General features: G+C 37.0%; 7 protein-coding genes. All 7 read right to left on the reverse strand.

What is annotated here, in order from left to right:
* Window position 1 precedes the first annotated feature (1 nt).
* Window positions 2-3,280 (reverse strand): VCBS repeat-containing protein, encoded by a 3,279-nt coding sequence (locus tag ES724_RS03760; RefSeq protein ID WP_246136811.1) that lies wholly within the window; start codon window positions 3,278-3,280, stop codon window positions 2-4.
* Window positions 3,264-6,620, reverse strand: coding sequence for an FG-GAP-like repeat-containing protein (locus ES724_RS03765; RefSeq protein WP_146929743.1), 3,357 nt, complete (start codon window positions 6,618-6,620; stop codon window positions 3,264-3,266). Before ES724_RS03765 ends, ES724_RS03760 begins: the two co-directional genes overlap by 17 nt.
* A gap of 6 nt (window positions 6,621-6,626) precedes the next feature.
* Window positions 6,627-9,926: a VCBS repeat-containing protein gene (locus ES724_RS03770; RefSeq protein WP_146929746.1), complete on the reverse strand. Its 3,300-nt coding sequence runs from the start codon at window positions 9,924-9,926 to the stop codon at window positions 6,627-6,629.
* A 244-nt stretch (window positions 9,927-10,170) separates the two neighbouring features.
* A complete protein-coding gene (locus tag ES724_RS03775) occupies window positions 10,171-11,829 on the reverse strand; it encodes a RagB/SusD family nutrient uptake outer membrane protein (RefSeq protein WP_146929749.1) in 1,659 nt (552 codons plus the stop codon).
* Window positions 11,830-11,844: 15 nt separating this feature from the next.
* Window positions 11,845-14,976 (reverse strand): SusC/RagA family TonB-linked outer membrane protein, encoded by a 3,132-nt coding sequence (locus ES724_RS03780; protein ID WP_146929752.1) that lies wholly within the window; start codon window positions 14,974-14,976, stop codon window positions 11,845-11,847.
* Between the two features lie 253 nt (window positions 14,977-15,229).
* Window positions 15,230-15,886: a gluconate 2-dehydrogenase subunit 3 family protein gene (locus tag ES724_RS03785; RefSeq protein WP_146929755.1), complete on the reverse strand. Its 657-nt coding sequence runs from the start codon at window positions 15,884-15,886 to the stop codon at window positions 15,230-15,232.
* A gap of 10 nt (window positions 15,887-15,896) precedes the next feature.
* Window positions 15,897-17,597 (reverse strand): GMC oxidoreductase, encoded by a 1,701-nt coding sequence (locus ES724_RS03790; protein WP_146929757.1) that lies wholly within the window; start codon window positions 17,595-17,597, stop codon window positions 15,897-15,899.
* Window positions 17,598-17,654: the final 57 nt, after the last annotated feature.

A 17,654-nucleotide genomic window follows, 5' to 3' on the forward strand; every position in this document is an offset into this window, starting at 1 on the left:
ATCAATCAATTATTTTATACAATTCAGATTCGGCATCATTTATTGTAATCAATAAATAAGCTTGCTGCTGTATTTCAATTATGGAAAAATCTCTAACAGACTTTTGGGATAAATTTAAACCAATTTCATTGGAATTCAGAATTTTATCGGCATTTATTAGAAGGGCACCGCCAAAGGCATCAAACCTTCCATGATAAGGAGTAACACCAAAATAATTACCGCCTATCAACACTTCTTCATTACCGTCTTTATTAAAATCATACCTGAGCATGGCCTTTATAGGCGCCACCTGCAACTGCATATCAAACTCCCTGAAAATAAATTTTCCATTGTTATTTTCAAGATACCCGGAAGCCAGTGTATGCACTTCTCTCTTGGAAGCAACTTCCAGTTCTTCTTTACTAAAAATCTCTTGGACAGTTTTACCTGCAAAATCTTTATAGGTGGCAAACCTTTTTCTTATAAGCACAGGTAATTGGGAAGCAAGCTCATCCAAGCCGTGAATGAAATAATATTTTTCATTTTTTTCAGTTGCTAGTAATGTTTCAGGTAAGCCATTCTTATCAAAATCCTTAAAGTACATCAAAAGGGGATATTCCGTGGAAGCTTTAAATTTTGTATTCAACCCCCAATTTCCAAGAAGATAATCGGTATCCCCATCTTTGTCTATATCTAATGGCAAAATTTGCTGCCATAAGCCATTTAATTTTTGAGAAATTAAGCTACCGGTCACATCTACAAAAATTCCATTCCTGTTCTCCAGAAACTTAGGAGCCATCCATTCCCCCACGACAATAAGATCAAGATCACCATCGTTGTCGAAATCTTCCCAAATTGCGTCATTGATCATTCCCAGATCCTCAAAAATCCGGGATTGGTCATTAATCACAAAAGCTCCATTCTCATTCCTGAGTAAATATGCCTTTGGTATTTCTCCATATTTGTAGTTGACAGCGTTGGAACCGATAAAAAGATCTAGATCACCATCCCCGTCATAATCAGCCGATTTTATAACCGAAGAGTTTGAGTATATTTTGGGGAAAAGGCTATCTTTTCTAAAATCTCCAGCTTCATTTAAATAAAGTCGGTCCAGTAACCACTTATCATTTCCTACAGATTCTCCTCCCCCAGAAACAATTAAAACATCCTTTTTACCATCATTATTAAAATCGGCAATTTCGATATCGGTATCCTCGTAAAGGGAATCATTAAGGATACCTTTGGGTTTCTCCATGGTAAAACCTTTTTTATCCTGAAAAAACACCACTGATGGACTAAACCTGGACGCCCCAAACAGGACATCATCCAGGCCATCATTGTTTAGATCGGCTACTTCCACTGCGGGACCAAGATCTGAGATCTTATGAGGTATTAATTTTTGAAGATCAAAATCTTCATAAAGATTTTCCTCATGTTTATAATTAAGGCCAAAATCAGATTCAGCTTTAGAAAACCAGGATTTATTCTTTTTTTGGAACAATTCCATAAGATCGGCTTTCTTATTAGTAGCTTCCCATTTTATTTCCAGCATACTGTTTGGTTTCACTGAGGTTAGCGTTTTTAAAGTCTGGTCTGGCCAAATAATGCTAAGTGAATCTATGCGGGTGTTTTTAGGAATTCCAAAATGAATTATTGGTTCCGAAGAGGACTGGTATGCCTTTGTAGTATATAATTGGCGGTATTGTTTTCCTTTATCGGTATAAAGTATCGCTTTACTCCCGATACCAAATGTGTTTCCATTTCCTGCGCTTAATTTTATTTTAAGATAATTGCCGGTTGGTTCATTATTGATGTAGAGGCTCGGTGGTTTATTAATATTATTGGTAACTATATCAATATCCCCATCGTTATCCAGATCAGCGTAGGCTACACCAGTAGAGATCACTGAATCATTTGCAATCCATATATCAGACATATCTTCAAATGTACCGTTGGAATTACCTTTAAAAACATAATTGGTAACCGCTCCCGAAGGCATTTTTTCCAGCGCTTCGTTATCTACCAATGTGGTTTGATCGAGTTGTTGCTTAATTTGTTCATTGGAAGTGTATTTAATATAATCAAGATCATTCGGGCGTTTGGGAATCCCGTTTGTGATAAAAAGATCCTGTTGCCCGTCCTGATCAAGATCTGTAAAAAGGGCACCCCAGCTCCAATCTGTGGCAGCAACTCCGCTCATAAGTGCAGTTTCAGCAAAATAATCCCCGTTCATATTTAACTGTAGCATATTACGGCTGTATTGAGGATGGTATCCCAGTCGATCTATTTTTAGATTATGGAGATTTACATCATCTTCACCTGCAGAGACTTTGAGGATTTTCTCATTTTCCGGCAGCATATCCAGCGTAATTAGATCTATAAATCCGTCATTATTAATATCGGCCACATCACTACCCATGGAAAACTTTGACACGTGCCCAAATTTAGTTTTAAGGCTTTCAGTAAAAGTACCATCCCCATTATTCAGGTAATAATAATCATCTTCATGAAAATCGTTCCCAACGTAAATATCTGTAAAACCATCGTTATTAAAATCGGCGGTGCTAATACCAAGTCCGTAACTATTTGCACCACCATAAATCCCCGCTTCTTCACTTACATCTATAAATTTTCCATTTTCATTTAGAAATAATTTGTCGCCACTCTCGTAAACCCTGTTATTCCTAATTTCAGCAGGACCAAAAGATTTATTGGTATGAATGGCATGATTTAGTAAGTACATGTCCAGATCTCCATCATTATCGGCATCAAAAAAAGCTGCCTGAGAAGAGTAATTTTCCAGATCAAGTCCAAATTCTTTAGCTTTTTCCGAGAATGTGAGATCTCCGTTATTGATATAGAGCTCATTATAACCGATAAAACCGTTTACTCCTACCACGGCACAGATATAAATATCAAGAAGACCATCCCCGTTAACATCAGCCATGGTAGATCCTGTATTCCAGGTGCTGTTGCCCTGAACTCCGGCTTTTCCTGTAATATCCTCGAATTTTAAATTTCCTTTATTAAGATAAAGACGATTTTTTACCTGATTTCCTGTAAAATAGATATCCGGCAAACCATCATTGTTAATATCGCCTAAACTTACTCCCCCGCCGTTATAGTAGTAGAGGTAATCGAGAATATTCTGATCCCGGTTTTCGGTAAGTTTATTAATGAAATCTATCCCCGAAGTTTCTGCCGGCAGGATTGATAAAAACTTTTCTTCCTTTTTAATACATCCAAATAGACAACCGATGAGGACCAAAAAAATTAATGTCCTATTAATTATTGATTTCAAAAATTTTAGGTTTTTTATCGTTAATAGCCACTATTATAAATTGTCTTCCATTCTTATCTTTAAATCGGCGCAGGTGTTTTACCTCCCCTTTAATAGAAAATCCGCTTTTGGAATACTCTTGCCAATCAAAATTCATTTCACCGTCTCCAAGCAGTACATCTCCAAAGCTAACATCCTGTCTTGAAAACTGTGGTTTAAACTCGTAATTATTCCCAGCCATTACCAGATCCAGATTTCCGTCGTTATTCACATCTATAACGGAAATGCTATTTACATTGGAAAACTGGATGCGGCTGGGCAGTATTTTGATTTTAAAATTTCCTTTGCCGTCGTTAATAGCGATAATTGTTTCAGGAATCGCAACATCTTTTACAATTACATTGTCAAGTTTGTCTTTCGGCATTAATTCACTTATAGACTTTTTAGCATATTCAGATGCTTTTAAATTTTCTTTTTTCAGAAAAACCAGCTGGGAGATCATCTCCCTTTTCATGTGTATAGGATAATCTTTCCCATTTTTATGCTGGGTCACAATTTGTTCAATATTACCATTGCTGTCAAAATCGTTGATCCACATTTTCATAGGTTGTTCCATAGAAGGCTTATATGGAATATTAGACCCTTTGTTACCAATTATTAGATCCTGGTCGCCATCATTATCGATATCGGCAGCTTCTATTGTATTCCACCAGCCTGTGTAATCGGTTAAATTACTCTTGAAAAATGAAAGTCTTCTTCCTGAATTTTTAAAAATCTTGGGTGCGCCCCAATCTGAAACCGTTATGAGGTCTTTTTTGCCATCTCCATCTATATCCTCCCAGATAGCATCGGTGATCATACCAGCATATTTAACATCGTAAAGGATCCTTTCCGTAGCATTTGAAAAATTACCATCCCCTGTATTTTCCAAAAATAAGTGCGGAGGATCTATACCGTAATTAAGGACTACACTTCTGGAACCTATAAAAACATCCATATCACCGTCTTGATCAAAATCGTAGGGGGCAATAACCGCAACATTTTGGTTTAATGACGGAATTACCCCTGTATAAGGCGAAAATCTTCCCTTCCCATCGTTAATATATAGCCGGGCCCTGTAATTACTCTCTTCTCCTACTTCATTGCCTCCTGAGCCAAGCATAAGATCCTGATCCCCATCACCATCAAAATCAAAAAATGAAGCGGCAGTATCTTCAAAAAGAAAGTCGGTATCAAGAGCCGGTTGCGCAGATTTCTCTAAATTTCCGTTCCCCTTATTGATATAGATAATTCCAGGTTGTCCCTTTGCTCCTCCAATAAATATGTCCTCATTTCCATCTCCATTAATATCGGCAACAGCAACCGAAGGTCCTTCCTGAGACATTTTTTTATAGATCAATCCTTCATAATCAAAATCTGTGTAAGAATTCTCTCTATGAGTTTCAAAAATTTTATCTGATAATTCGGTGAACAACTGCGCCTGTCTTTTTATCGGTTTCGGATTATATTTTTCCAGCGCTTCACTTTGATTCAGAACTAAGGTGGTATTGGTTTTAATATTGGCAAGCAATTGTGTAGAGTTATCGGGCCATATAATCCTTAAAGAATCTATTTTTTTAATTTTTCCCAGACCAATGTTCATCGTATAATCCATAGACGACTGGAAACCTCTTGATGGATTCTGCTCCTGCATAAAGATCTCATCGTCTTGATAAAGCCTGATGATACTTCCAATCCCAAAACTATTCTTCTGATTTCCTTTTAATTGAATTCGTAAATAATTTCTGTCTTTTAATTTATCTGTATTATTTTTGTAAATAAAGGATTCCATATTTACATTATTCACTACAAGATCAAGATCCCCATCATTATCCAGATCTCCATAAGCACTACCATTTGATAAACTAGGGATTCCTAAACCCCATTTTTCCGCCGAATTTTCAAATTTAAGTTTTCCCATATTCTGAAAAGCATAATTAGGAAGCGGTGTAATTGGCATCTTATTAATTATTGAATCTATAGCCTCTTTTTTTCCTGTTAGAGCCATTTTCTGAATAATCTCATTCGCAAAAAAATCTACAAAATCAAGATCCGTAAGATCGTGATTGATTCCGTTGGTCACATAAATATCACGATTTCCATCGTTATCCATATCAAAAATTAAACCCGCCCAGCTCCAGTCTGTACTTTCAACACCACTAAAGTGTGCTATTTCAGAAAATGTATTATTACCATTGTTTAGCTGAAGTGTATTATGGATATACTGTTGAAAGAAATCCTTGCTTTGTTTGAGCTTAAAAACATTATAACTTTCAAATTCCATAACAGATTTTACTCTCTCTTCAGTATCGGGCAACATATCAGTAACGAAAATATCGGCATAACCATCATTGTTAATATCTGCTATATCCACTCCCATGGCTGAAAGACTTAAATGTGAAGTCCAGTTTTCAATATCTTCGGTAAAAGTTCCATCCTGATTATTGATATATAGATAATCCCTTTCGTAAAAATCATTGGAAACATAAATATCGGGATACAAATCATTATTAAAATCACTCACCACTACGCCCAAACCAAACCCAATCAAACTTCCATAAATATTCGCTTCTTCACTAACATCTACAAATTTGCCATCATCATTGCGCAATAACATATCTCCAACCCCTCGAAAAATTTTTGGAATACCTTCCCAGTCCTGGGCCCTTACTTCCCGCTGTTCCGCAAATCCCAAGCTACTCACAGGAATATTACTATTATTCAATATATATACATCCAGATCGCCATCCTTATCATAATCAAAGAAAGAGGCATGGGTGCTAAAACCGGTTTCGGCAAGATTATATTCTTTGGCTTTTTCGGTAAATGTTAGATCACCGTTGTTGATATATAGTTCGTTATTATGATTGTCCCCCTCCATATTGCCGGCATTGCTCACATAAATATCAAGCAGCCCGTCATTATTGATGTCTACCATGTTAACACCTGTAGACCATGGCTTGTTTCCTTCCACCCCCGCAGATGCCGAAATATCTTCAAATTGAAAATCACCCTTATTTAGATATAGTTTATTGGGTTTCATATTGCCGGTAAAGTAAATATCAGGCAAACCATCATTATTTATATCACCAATAGCTACTCCACCCCCATTATAAAAATTACGATACTTGAAAATATTAAAATCGGGGCTATTTTTTACTTCATTTATAAAATATACTCCGGTCTCCTCAGATGGCATTAAAGAAAAAAGTGTGTTTTTATTTACCTCTAACTTTTCTTCTTTTTTCTCCTTATTGTTGCAGGAGATAAGTGCTGAAAAAAGAATTAGGCTGATAATTGACAAATATGATAGGGCTTTCATTTTTATTTAATTATTAATTTTCAAAATAGTTGGAGTACTATTATTAAATGTTACAATAAGATGTAACTCACCATTAATACAGATTTCCTGAATATCCCGGGCAGCCCCTGAAATATCAGGTATTTCCTTTTTATAAGTTTGAAAAAAACCCTTCTTATCATTGATAAGAACAGTTCCATGACTGGCGTCTAATCTACCCAATTGAGTGCTAATTTCATAGTTATTTCCTACCAAAAAAAGATCGGGAAAGCCATCACTGTTAAAATCCTGTGTATCTATACCAAAGATTGCCGAAACCTGTGTCTCAAAAGGTAAAACACGCTTTGTAAAAGTATTATCTCCATTATTTTCAAAATAGCAACTGGCTAATTCAAAAACCTGTTTCACTTCCGCATTCTTCTGATTTTCCCGGGTTAGAATCTCAGAAAAATCGGCATCTGCATAATCTTTGTAACTAGGAAATTTCTTTTTTAAAAATGGCATTTGGTGGTCAAGTTCATCCTTAGAAGCAAAAGCTGTTTCCTTATCTTCATAAAAATAACTCACTACTGGATCTATAGATCCGTTTCCATCAAAATCTCCAAGATAAAGCTTTAAAGGTTTTTCTAAGGAAGCATTAAGCCTGGAATTAAGCCCCCAGTTTCCTGCAACAATATCTATATCCCCATCGCCATCAAAATCTTCTGCAATCACCGCATTCCACCATCCGTTCGTATCTTCAAGCCCGACATCCAGTTTGCTGAGCTTCCTCCCATTATTCAGAAATATAGTGACAGGCATCCAATGACCAACCATTATGGCATCCTCAATATTATCTTTATTTATATCGATCCAAATGATATCCTGAATATTTCCGACATTCCTGAAGGATTCAGAATATTGACTGGTTACTTCTGTAAAGTTACCATTGCCATCGTTTAAAAATAAATATTGCACAGGAGTTTTACCGTATTCCCCCGGGACTATATTTGCACTAAAACAAAGGTCGGGAAAGCCGTCTACATTTAAATCTACCGTGGTTACGCCCGAAGCATTTAGGGTGATTCCCTTAAATTGTTGATCATCCAAGCAGAATTTTCCGTTTTCATTTAGGTATAATCGCGGTTGTAAAGGTTTTCCTTTAGTAAATTCATTACCCCCCCCAACCACTATTAAATCCTGATCCATATCACCATCTACATCCAGAAACAATTGATCGGTATCTTCTGATATAGCATCTTCCTCAAATATTTTTTGCTTAGATTTCTCTAAACTCCCATCTATATTTTGCAACCACAAATTCAAGATCTGTGTTTTTCCTCCGCCAATTACGAGATCGTCAAGACCATCTTTGTTGATATCGGCTACTGCGGCACGTGGACTCTGATTAGCATAACCAAAAGGAATTAGAGGTTCACGATTAAATTCCAATGTAGATTGTTCGACATGTTTATAATCTATCAAAGAATCCCTTCTAGTAAAAATAGAACTGATTTGAGGTTTTTTGAAAATAAGGCTGTCGGCATCGTTTATATTGAGTTCAATACTTCTATTGGTTTTAATTTTGTATTTGGTTTCAGTTGAAAATCCCGGCCAGATTACCTTTAATGAATCTATTAGAGAATGACTACCGAGACCAAAATGCAATCCCGGAGCCAGAGAAGAAAGGTAACCCCTGCTTAAATAATGTTCCTGTTGCTGAATTTTATCTCCGTAATATAAAATGATTTTTGCACCAATACCAAATTTGTTGGAATTATCTCCTTTAAGCTGAACCTTAAGAAAATTGTTTTTAATAGTTTTCTCTGAATTATTTTTAAAAATCCCGGCATTCTCATCTGTGTTGTTCACTATTAAATCCAGGTCCCCGTCATTATCAAGATCGGCATATACAACACCGTGACTAAAGCTAGGTTCCGCATTTAGCCATTCATTTTTTCGATTTGCAAAAGTATTGTCTCCCTGGTTCTGAAATATGTAATTGGATATTTTCTTTTGAGGTAGCTCTTTTATAAGATCATCATAATTTTTAAAATTTCCTTGGCTTAGTTGTTTCTGAATTTTTTCATTTGAAATATACTTGATAAAATCCATATCGTTGGTAGCGCCTTTTATTCCGTTGGTAATAAAAACATCCTTGTGGCTGTCATTATCAAAATCGGCGATAAGGGCTCCCCAAGACCAATCTGTTGCCGAAATACCACTAAGAAATGCAGTTTCCGAAAAATTCAGATTTCCTGTATTGATGTGTAGGGTGTTCTGCATGTATTGTGGTGAAAACCCATTCTTTAAATAGGTCGCATAAGTTTGAAATGGATATTCCAGTCCGGAGGTTTTGTAAGCCTTCAGGTCTTCAGGAAGCATATCTAGAGATAAGATATCTGCAAGGCCATCATTATTTATATCGGCAATGTCGTTTCCCATGGAAAAATGGGTAGTATGGCCCAACTTTTCCGGTTTATCGGAAATAAGCTCATGGAAACTTCCATTCTTCTGATTAATATATAAATAATCATTTTCAAAGAAATCATTCCCAACATAGATATCAGGATACAGATCGTTATTAAGATCTCCAACTGCCACACCCAGTCCATAACCAATCACTCCCTGAAATATTCCTGATTCCGAAGAGACATCAGTAAAAAATCCATTATCGTTTCTAAACAAACGGTCCCCAGATTTTAGATCATAACTTTGCCTTTTTTCCCCTCTTCCGTAATTTCTGTTAGGATATACGGAATGATTTAATAAGAACATATCAAGATCCCCATCCAGATCATAATCCAGGAAAACAGACTGAGTAGAAAAACCTGAAAAATCAAGTCCATATTTTGCAGCCTGTTCGTCAAAAACGGGAATCCCATCTTCATTAGGTCCCTGATTAACATAGAGCAAATTATGCCCAGTCAGATTAAGAAAACCACTTACTTTACAAATATAAAGGTCCAGTAAACCATCTCCGTTAATATCTATATTACTAACTCCTGTAGTCCATCCTTTGGAGTTATCAATTTTAGAGTCCGAAGTAATATCTTCAAATTTAAAATTACCGGTATTTAAAAAAAGTTTATCCTCTTGCTCATTAGATGTGAAATACAAATCTATTAGGCCATCCTGGTTATAATCCCCGGCAGCCACGCCACCGCCATTATAATAATACAGATAATTAAATATATTTAATTCTGAATTTGAATCAAGTTCATTAGAGAAGTACAGATTTGAATGCGAAGCATTTATCCTTTCAAAAAGATACTCTTCTTTTTTACAAGCCTGAAAAAACAGGATGGCAAAGAAAGAAATCAAGAATATTTTTTTATTTTTTACCATGAATTCTTTAACTGTATTTTGAGGCAAGCTATAATAAAATATCAATTTTAAATTAAAATATTTTCGAAAAAAAATAAGAGGGCGAATTCGCCCTCTTATTTTTTGAATCAAGAACCTCGGGGCAAGCCCACGAGGTATGAATTGGAAAATCCTTTTAAAGGTTCGAGGCAAGCCCGCCTGAATGAAATTCTTTTCGGGCAGGCCTCGGGGAATTAAACCCTCAATGAGGGATTAAAACTTTAAATTAATATCCAGGGTTCTGAGTAAGATTAGGATTCAATATCAATTGGTTTGCAGGTATTGGAAATAAGGTTCTTGTTTGATCACCTACAGCAGCAGGAGATTTTAAAGACCAATCCCTAGTAAATTCACCAAATCGAATCATATCATTTCTTCTCCAGAATTCCATATATAATTCCCTTCCTCTTTCTTCAAGAAGATCACTTTCTGTCACACTAGCAAGAGGCTCAGCTTTTCTAAGAACCCTTAACTCGTTAACCATTGCTGAAGGATCTCCACCAGATCTCATCATTGCTTCAGCTTTCATCAAATGGGCATCAGAATATCTGAAGAAAATTTCATGTTCTGTAAATGCTCCAAAGCGAGGATTATATTTTATGGTACGAATACCAGTAGTCTCACTGTTATTAATAAGGCTAACATTCCCTGACCCATCAGTAAATTGTCTTTTAAAAGTTAAAGGATTTCCACCTCTATCTTCTAACGGGGTCCCATCATAGTCATACTGTTGATTAATAAGAAAACCGAAACCAACACTTGAACCGTCTGCGAATCCATCGTCATTTTCATCAATTGAACCATCAAATGATCCAGCCGGTAATCCAGACGGAGGAACGTATCCTCTACGTTCTTCCTGCCCGTCAAGAGGCTCTCCCTCTGCGGTTCCCCTATTAGAATTGGGATCTCCTTCAAACATATCATAAAATTCGGAAAGGGTAGAAAATCCATTCCATCCACCACCTGCTTGATCTGGTGCCATATTGTAATGAAGTCCATTCCAAATTCTATTCCCTACAGCAGTAGGTATAAACCATATGGTTTCCCTGTCCAAAGTGTTCCTGAAGATATCGAAATAGCCTTCTTCAAGAGCATAACCTTCTGAAGTAATTTGATCTACTAGGCTAATAACTTCTGTCATATCTGCTCCACTTGGTTCACCCCCAACATAAATATGCTTATTTAGAAGAACCTTAGCTAGTAAATATCTACCAGCCGCTTTACTCGCTCTTGTGTTAGGAGAAGCACTTGTTCCTACTCCAGCTCCCGGTCCTGTTGTTGGTAAATTTGAGATAGCCAAATTAAGATCAGATACTATTTGATCCACTGCTTCCTGTCCGCTTATTACGATAGGGTCTTCAAATATTGGAGCATCAGGATCACGTACGGGCACCTGACCAAAATTATCCAGGATAACCCACATTCCAAGTGCTCTTAGAAAATAAGCATCCGCTTCTTGTTGTGGTGTACTATTCGTTAGTTCAGAAAGTACCTGAGCTCCTTGAAAATGCAATGTATTCCATTGATTCCAAACATTCAAAAGAAAGGCATGGTTGGATGTCCAATCATGTTGATGTAATTGTCTCCATATCCCATTGTCTCCCCAGTCAGAACCCCTAGTAGGCACCAAAGATTCATCTGTTGTTACTTCGCTCAGAGCATAAAGGTTTGCCTGATCCCCTATATACCCATTTAGGCTATTATAAGAATTATCCAAAAAAGAATCTGGATCGCTAATACCTTGAAAACCTGCTTCGCTAGAATCTACTATAATAGAGTCAGTACCCTCTATCTCTAAATCTGTACAAGACATGAAAATAGTCGCTAAAATAAGCGAACCCGACACTAACCTGGCTGAAGTTTTAAAAATTGTTTTATTTTTCATTATCCTTTTTTTTTATTAAAATGATGCATTCAGACCAAAAGATATAGTACGCGGTCTTGGGTAAGCAGCATAGTCTATTCCTACGGTTGGGATTCCTGAATCATTTAAGTTTCCAGTATTAGTAGAAACTTCAGGATCCAGTCCACTATAATCGGTAATCAAGAACAAGTTTTGTCCTGTTACGCTTACTCTCACAGAATTCACTTTACTGCTTTCATTCAATGGCACATTGTAACCCAATGAAGCTGACGAAAGTCTCACAAAATCACCTTTTTCCAGAAATCGTGTCGAAACAGCTACCGTGGAAGCCGGATTCTCGTTACTTGCTGCTGCCTCCTGTATGGTGTTTTTACCAATCAACAATGCACTTTTTGTAAAAAATGCATTCTCAGTAGCATTATATACGTAAAAATCGAATTGTCCACTAAAATAAGTAGAGAGATCAAAATTCTTGTATCTCGCATTTAAAGATAAACCAGCATTCCAATCTGCCTGTGCATCTTTACCCACAAAAAATTTGTCAGCATCAGGATCACCTATTCCGTTTCCATCCACATCAAGGTATGTAGGATTCCCATCTTGATCAAATCCAGTAAACTCTGCCATAAAATATGAAAACAAAGGTTGTCCTGCCTCTAATTGCTGAGCAAAAGCGTTGGTTAGCCCATTACCTCTAATTGCACCGGTTGGAATTGTGAATTTAGTATCCCGCACTTCATTAAAGTTATAGGCTACATTAAAATTAGCAGAAAAACCAAAGTCATTTGTATTTGCAAAATCGTAGTCCAATGAAAGTTCTACACCTTCGTTTATCACTTTACCATCCGAAAGATTACTAAAAACAATAGAACCACTACTTGGGGCAGCAGATGGTCTTGGAAGTAATAAGTCATTTGTCTCTTTACGATAAACGTTTACCGTTCCATTAAATCTGTCATTGTTTACTCCAAAATCTACCCCTATGTTATAATCTGTAGTTTCTTCCCATTTAAGGTCTGGATTTGGGTCTCCATCAATAAAGGTTCCTGGTGCTGGTAGTACATTAAGATCGTTACTTATTCCTCTACCTCCAGCACGTTCTCGTTGAACAAATCGTCCATAACCTAAGCCTTCTTGGCTACCTACAATACCGGCACCTAAACGAAGTTTTAAGGTAGAGAATGTATCCCCCATAAAATCTTCTTTATGAATCTGCCATGCAACTGCTCCTGAAGGAAAATAACCATATCTATTATTTTCACCGAATGTTGAAGAACCATCTGCTCTAAAAGTACCAGTAAATAAATATTTCTCAGCAAGAGTATAATTCGCTCTCATAAAATATGACTGTAATTCATCAAAATTATCAAAATTATTGTCCACCACATAAGCAGGAATAGGCCTATCAAAATCTCCCGGAAGTTCTCCGCTTGTAAATGATGGTAAAAGATTATTTAGGTAAGTTCCGTCATTTCCATATCCAAATACAGTGTATGGGCCGTCAATAGCTCCTGAAACACTATTAAAGGCATCTCTTAACTGAGTTGCCATTAGTCTAAGATCCGTGGTATTAAAACCTGCTCCTTGAGATCCGAAACCATTCCTGTCAAATTTCTGATAAGAATATCCTCCAACCACATCTAGAACAGAGTTGTCAAATACTTTTTTATAATTTAGGGTAGCTTCAAGAAGTGAATTTTCCTGGTTGAAAGTATCATATCTACCTCTACCGATACCGGAAACCCCATTAAGACCGATTACGTCTGAACCAAACACGGAAGTAGTTTCCGTTTCCGCCTTTTCGATACCTAGGGTCACTTTAGCACTTAGCTCACTGGTAAAAGCATATTCTGCTGAAGCATTTCCTAAAAATCTTTCAACTTCAGAAAGACCCTGAAAACTATTTAATATACTTACCGGATTCAAAACATTACCTCCCGGATTGAATGTTGGGTCTATAGGTGCTGTTGGATTTTGTGTAATAGAAGCACCAATCAAATCACCGGTAGATCCCGCCTCTCCATTAATAGGAGCACTTTCCTGATCAACTTTAGAAATAGAAGCCTGAATGCTCAAGGTTAATTTATCATTAAATAAACGCTGGGTGGCATTCACCCTAGCTGTTAGCCTTTCCAAAGAACTGCTTTTAACTACACCTTCCTGATCGTTGTAAGCAATAGAAGCACGAAGATTTCCTCCATTATAACTCTTTGAGTAACTAAGGTCAATGTTTTCTGAATAAGATGTACGAGTATAAAATTCCTGAAAATCAGAATCAAAACCAAAGTCTAAAGCATCAGGATCATTTCCTACGGAAGCGATAGCATCTAAATATTGTGCGCTGTTCAAAAGGTCATATTCACTCGCCGGGGTTCCAACACCCAGACTAAAATTGAACTCAAATCTACCCTCAGAAGCACCTCTACCCCCTTTAGTTTGTATAATTACTACTCCGTTAGCGCCACGAGAACCATAGATCGCCGTTGCTGAAGCATCTTTTAGAATGGAAATACTCTCAATATCGTTAGGATTAAGGAAGCTCAATGGGTTTTGCCCACCAGCAGTACCTATACCACCAACGCTAGATGAAGGAGCTGAGCCAGAAGAAAGTGGCACCCCATCAACTACGAACAAAGGGTTGTTACCAGAACGAATAGAGTTGGACCCTCTAATACGCACATTAATACCCGCACCAGGTGCTCCAGAAGTTTCTGAAATCTGTACCCCGGCAGTTTTACCCTGGATTAATTGTTCGGGTGATGCAATCACCCCTTTATTAAATTCTTCTGAAGTTACAGATGCCACAGACCCTGTTGCATCTTTAATGGTTGTTGTACCATATCCAATAAGCACCACTTCCTCCAATTCAGCGGCATCAGCCGCTAAATTCACATTAATTGTAGAACGTCCATTAACACCAATCTCTTGGGTTTCGTAGCCTATAAAACTAAATACCAGAATTCCACCGTCCGGCACGTTATTAATAGTATAATTTCCATCAAAGTCGGTAGTGGTCCCTGTTGATGTTCCTTTAATAGCAACAGTAGCGCCGGGCATGGGTCCGCTTTCATCCGTAACAGTTCCGGAAACAGTTTGTTGAGCGTTCACCATGCTGAAACACAGAAAAGCAACAGCAAACAAAAAGCTCCTGAAAGTAATTTTTTTCATAAGAATTGGTTTTTAGTTGAAATTGTCTTAATCAAATATTAAGAAGTTATAAACTTAGGTAAAATATTGTTAATATAACAACAAGGACCGAGTTCAATCTACGAAAACGTTTTCGTTTAAAAACGAAAAAAGTCGCCTTTAACTAACCTCAATATTATGTCTTAATCTAATTTAATAGAATTAACTATATAATCTCAAAATGTTTATAACTATTTAAACAACATTTGAGAAATAATAAATATCTAGCTTAAATCTACAATGCCATTGTCTTTCCATTTCCTAATTCTTCCACTGAGCCACAAGCAATATATTGTCCTGGAATAGGATCATACCAAAGTACATTTTCCCCTACCTCTTCACTTGTTTTCCATGCCCAAATCCCCATCTCCCGAATTATAGTAAGATAACTATAACTACCAACATCTATATTTAGATCTATATCTTCATTAATATTAAGATCTTTATCTTGAGGATCTTGTGTTTCTGTGTTTCTTTTTGCGTATTCCTCTATCTTTTCTGGGGCTGCTCTCAAATACTTAGCTATTATCTCCTCGTATTCTTCTGCTGAACCTTCGCTTAGCTCTTTGTCATATTGCTTTTCAAACACTTCCGCAAAAGCAGCTGCTTTTCGATTAAAACTCTCTTGTTGTTTTTTAGTAGCCACTTCATGCATGTAGGAATCTATAAATTGAGCTATATTTAAATCTCCTGCACCTGGGGTATCTGTCGTTGGGAGTATTATATTCAGTACTTGTTTTAGCGCAAAACCGTTTGAAATGCTTAAAAAGTTTGGTTCCCAATTGTTTTTAGGTTCGCTTTTACAACTTTGTAATAAACTCAAGGTACTCGGTCCTATAATAAGTATTCCGGCGCCCAGACCAAAGTTTTTTAAAGCTTGTCTTCTATTCATAATTAAAAATTTAAGCTTCTGATTTTTTGAAATTTTTAACTGCGTGAGCTGCAGCTCTTGCGGTCATTGCCATATATGTTAAGGATGGATTTTGACAGGCCGCCGAAGTCATAAAAGAACCATCCGTTACATAAACGTTGGACACAGAATGCAACTGATTGTCTCCGTTTAAAACAGAAGTTTTTGGATCCCTTCCCATCCTAGCTGTTCCCATCTCGTGGATTCCGAGTCCAGGAGCTCCTATACTATCATAGCCCTGAACATCCCTGAAACCTGCCTTTTCAAGCATTAACACAGCCTGTTCTACCATATCCTTACGCATCTTCAATTCATTTTCTTTAAATTCGGCGTCAAAGGTTATGGTTGGAAGTCCCCATTCATCCAATTTTTCATAATTAAGGGTCATTTTATTTTCGTGATATGGAAGGGTTTCTCCAAATCCCATCAATCCCATGGTCCAACCTCCTGGTTTGGAAATCGCTTCTTTTAATTCTTTTCCATAGCTGGCTTCGGCAATAGTCTCATTCCAATTATCCCTGCTTGCTCCACCCTGATATCCGTATCCACGTATAAAATCAAGATTTTCATTTTCTGAAAGATTCCTAAAACGTGGAAGGTAAATTCCGTTCGGTTTCCTTCCTTTATAATATTTGCTCTCAAAACCATCATATTTACCATAAGCTCCGGCCTTAAAGTGATGATCCATAACATTATGTCCAAGTTCCCCGCTATCATTTCCCATTCCATTAGGGAATCTGTCCGATTTGGATTGCATCAAAATACTGGCAGATGCTATTGTAGAAGCACATAAGAAAATAACATTTGCTTTGAATTCATGAACTTCCTTAGAATCCACATCAATAACCTTAACCCCAGTAGCTTTTTTAGAATTAGGATCATAGATCACTTCACTCACAATTGAATTTGGCCGCAAGGTCATATTACCTGTACGCTCTGCCGCAGGTAAGGTGGATGAATTACTGCTGAAATATGCTCCATAAGGACAACCTCTTATACAACGATTCCTGTACTGGCAAGGAGCCCGGCCTTCAAATTTATCGTTATTGGTAATATGTGCTACGCGACCGGCTGTAAGCACCCTGTCGGTAAAATTCTCAGCCATATTCTTTTTAAGATGATCTTCCACACAATTTAATCCCATCATTGGTAAGAATTTACCATCCGGCAATTGTGGAAGTCCGAGATTCTCGCCGCTTACTCCTATAAAAGATTCTACATAATCATACCAAGGGGCTACATCTTTATATCGTACAGGCCAATCTACAGCTATACCATCTTTTTTATTTGCTTCAAAATCTAGATCGCTTAACCTGTAACTATGTCTTCCCCACATTATTGATCTCCCTCCAACATGATATCCACGAATCCAGTCAAATCTTTTGGTCTCATTATATGGATGTTTAATGTCATTCACAAACCAATGTTTGGATGCTTCATTAACCGTATAACCAGTTCTGGCCTGTTTTTCTTGTTTTTTTACCTCTTCTCTGGGAACCTGTCCTTTAAATTTATAGTCCCAAGGATCGTCATTCATAGTTGGGTAGTCCTTAATATGTTCTACCATACGTCCTCGTTCAAGGACTAGGGTTTTAAAGCCTTTTTCACACAATTCTTTGGCAGCCCATCCGCCGCTAATTCCTGTACCTACTACTATTGCATCATAGGTTTCATTTTCATAAATCTTACTCACAGTTCTGGGGTTAATTAATTTTTCGTTTGAGGTATATTGTCAAATATATCGAATTAT

This window comes from Gillisia hiemivivida, from assembly GCF_007997295.1.
GTDB lineage: Bacteria > Bacteroidota > Bacteroidia > Flavobacteriales > Flavobacteriaceae > Gillisia > Gillisia hiemivivida.

Bases quoted from the DNA above. Each gene is read 5' to 3' on its own strand.
- ES724_RS03765 (WP_146929743.1), bottom strand. From the start codon at position 6,620: ATGAAAGCCCTATCATATTTGTCAATTATCAGCCTAATTCTTTTTTCA.
- ES724_RS03770 (WP_146929746.1), bottom strand. From the start codon at position 9,926: ATGGTAAAAAATAAAAAAATATTCTTGATTTCTTTCTTTGCCATCCTG.
- ES724_RS03775 (WP_146929749.1), bottom strand. From the start codon at position 11,829: ATGAAAAATAAAACAATTTTTAAAACTTCAGCCAGGTTAGTGTCGGGT.
- ES724_RS03780 (WP_146929752.1), bottom strand. From the start codon at position 14,976: ATGAAAAAAATTACTTTCAGGAGCTTTTTGTTTGCTGTTGCTTTTCTG.
- ES724_RS03785 (WP_146929755.1), bottom strand. From the start codon at position 15,886: ATGAATAGAAGACAAGCTTTAAAAAACTTTGGTCTGGGCGCCGGAATA.